1 protein-coding gene is annotated in these 613 nt (G+C 65.9%); it reads right to left on the reverse strand.

The window, feature by feature from the left end; all coding sequences use genetic code 11:
* The coding region (locus tag HC022_RS28315; protein WP_167454574.1) for a transposase at nt 1-596 on the reverse strand (596 nt) is incomplete at its 3' end.
* Nucleotides 597-613 lie beyond the last annotated feature (17 nt).

Genomic DNA, 613 nt, shown 5'->3' on the forward strand with positions numbered 1-613 from the left:
GGGCGGGGTTCCGGATCGGGCTGCGGGGACGGGTCTTGCGGGGCGGCATCCTGTGCCGGAGGATCGCCCGGATCGCCGCGATCACCGTCCTCCGGTTGCCTGCCGTCCTCCTTGGGCCGGACGCTCTTCATCGATGCCCAGGCCTTCACCAGCGTACCGTCGACGGAGAAGTGGTCATCCGACAGCAGTGGCGCGACCTCGCGGTGGGCCAGGATGGCGGCCATCACCTTGCGTGACATGTCCGTCGTCAACAGGCGGTCGCGGTTCTTGCTGAACACGGTCGGAACCCAAATGGCGTCATCGATGCCGAGCCCCACGAACCAGCGGAACAGAAGGTTATAGTCCAGCTGCTCCATCAGCTGCCGTTCGGACCGGACCGAGTAGAGGATCTGGAGCAGGCTGGCCCGGATCAGGCGTTCCGGCGCAATCGAGGGACGGCCAAAGTCGGCGTAGAGCACGTCGAAGTCGCCATCGAGGCTGTCGAGCGCGTCATTCACCACCTGCCGGATCTTCCGCAGCGGATGCCGCGCCGGGATACGCGCCTCGAGATCGACATAGCTGAACAGCGACCCGCTCGTCTCGTCTGCACCGCGCATGTCTGTCTCCGCCGTTG

The sequence above is a fragment of the Salipiger sp. HF18 genome, from assembly GCF_011806505.1.
Lineage (GTDB): Bacteria > Pseudomonadota > Alphaproteobacteria > Rhodobacterales > Rhodobacteraceae > Salipiger > Salipiger thiooxidans.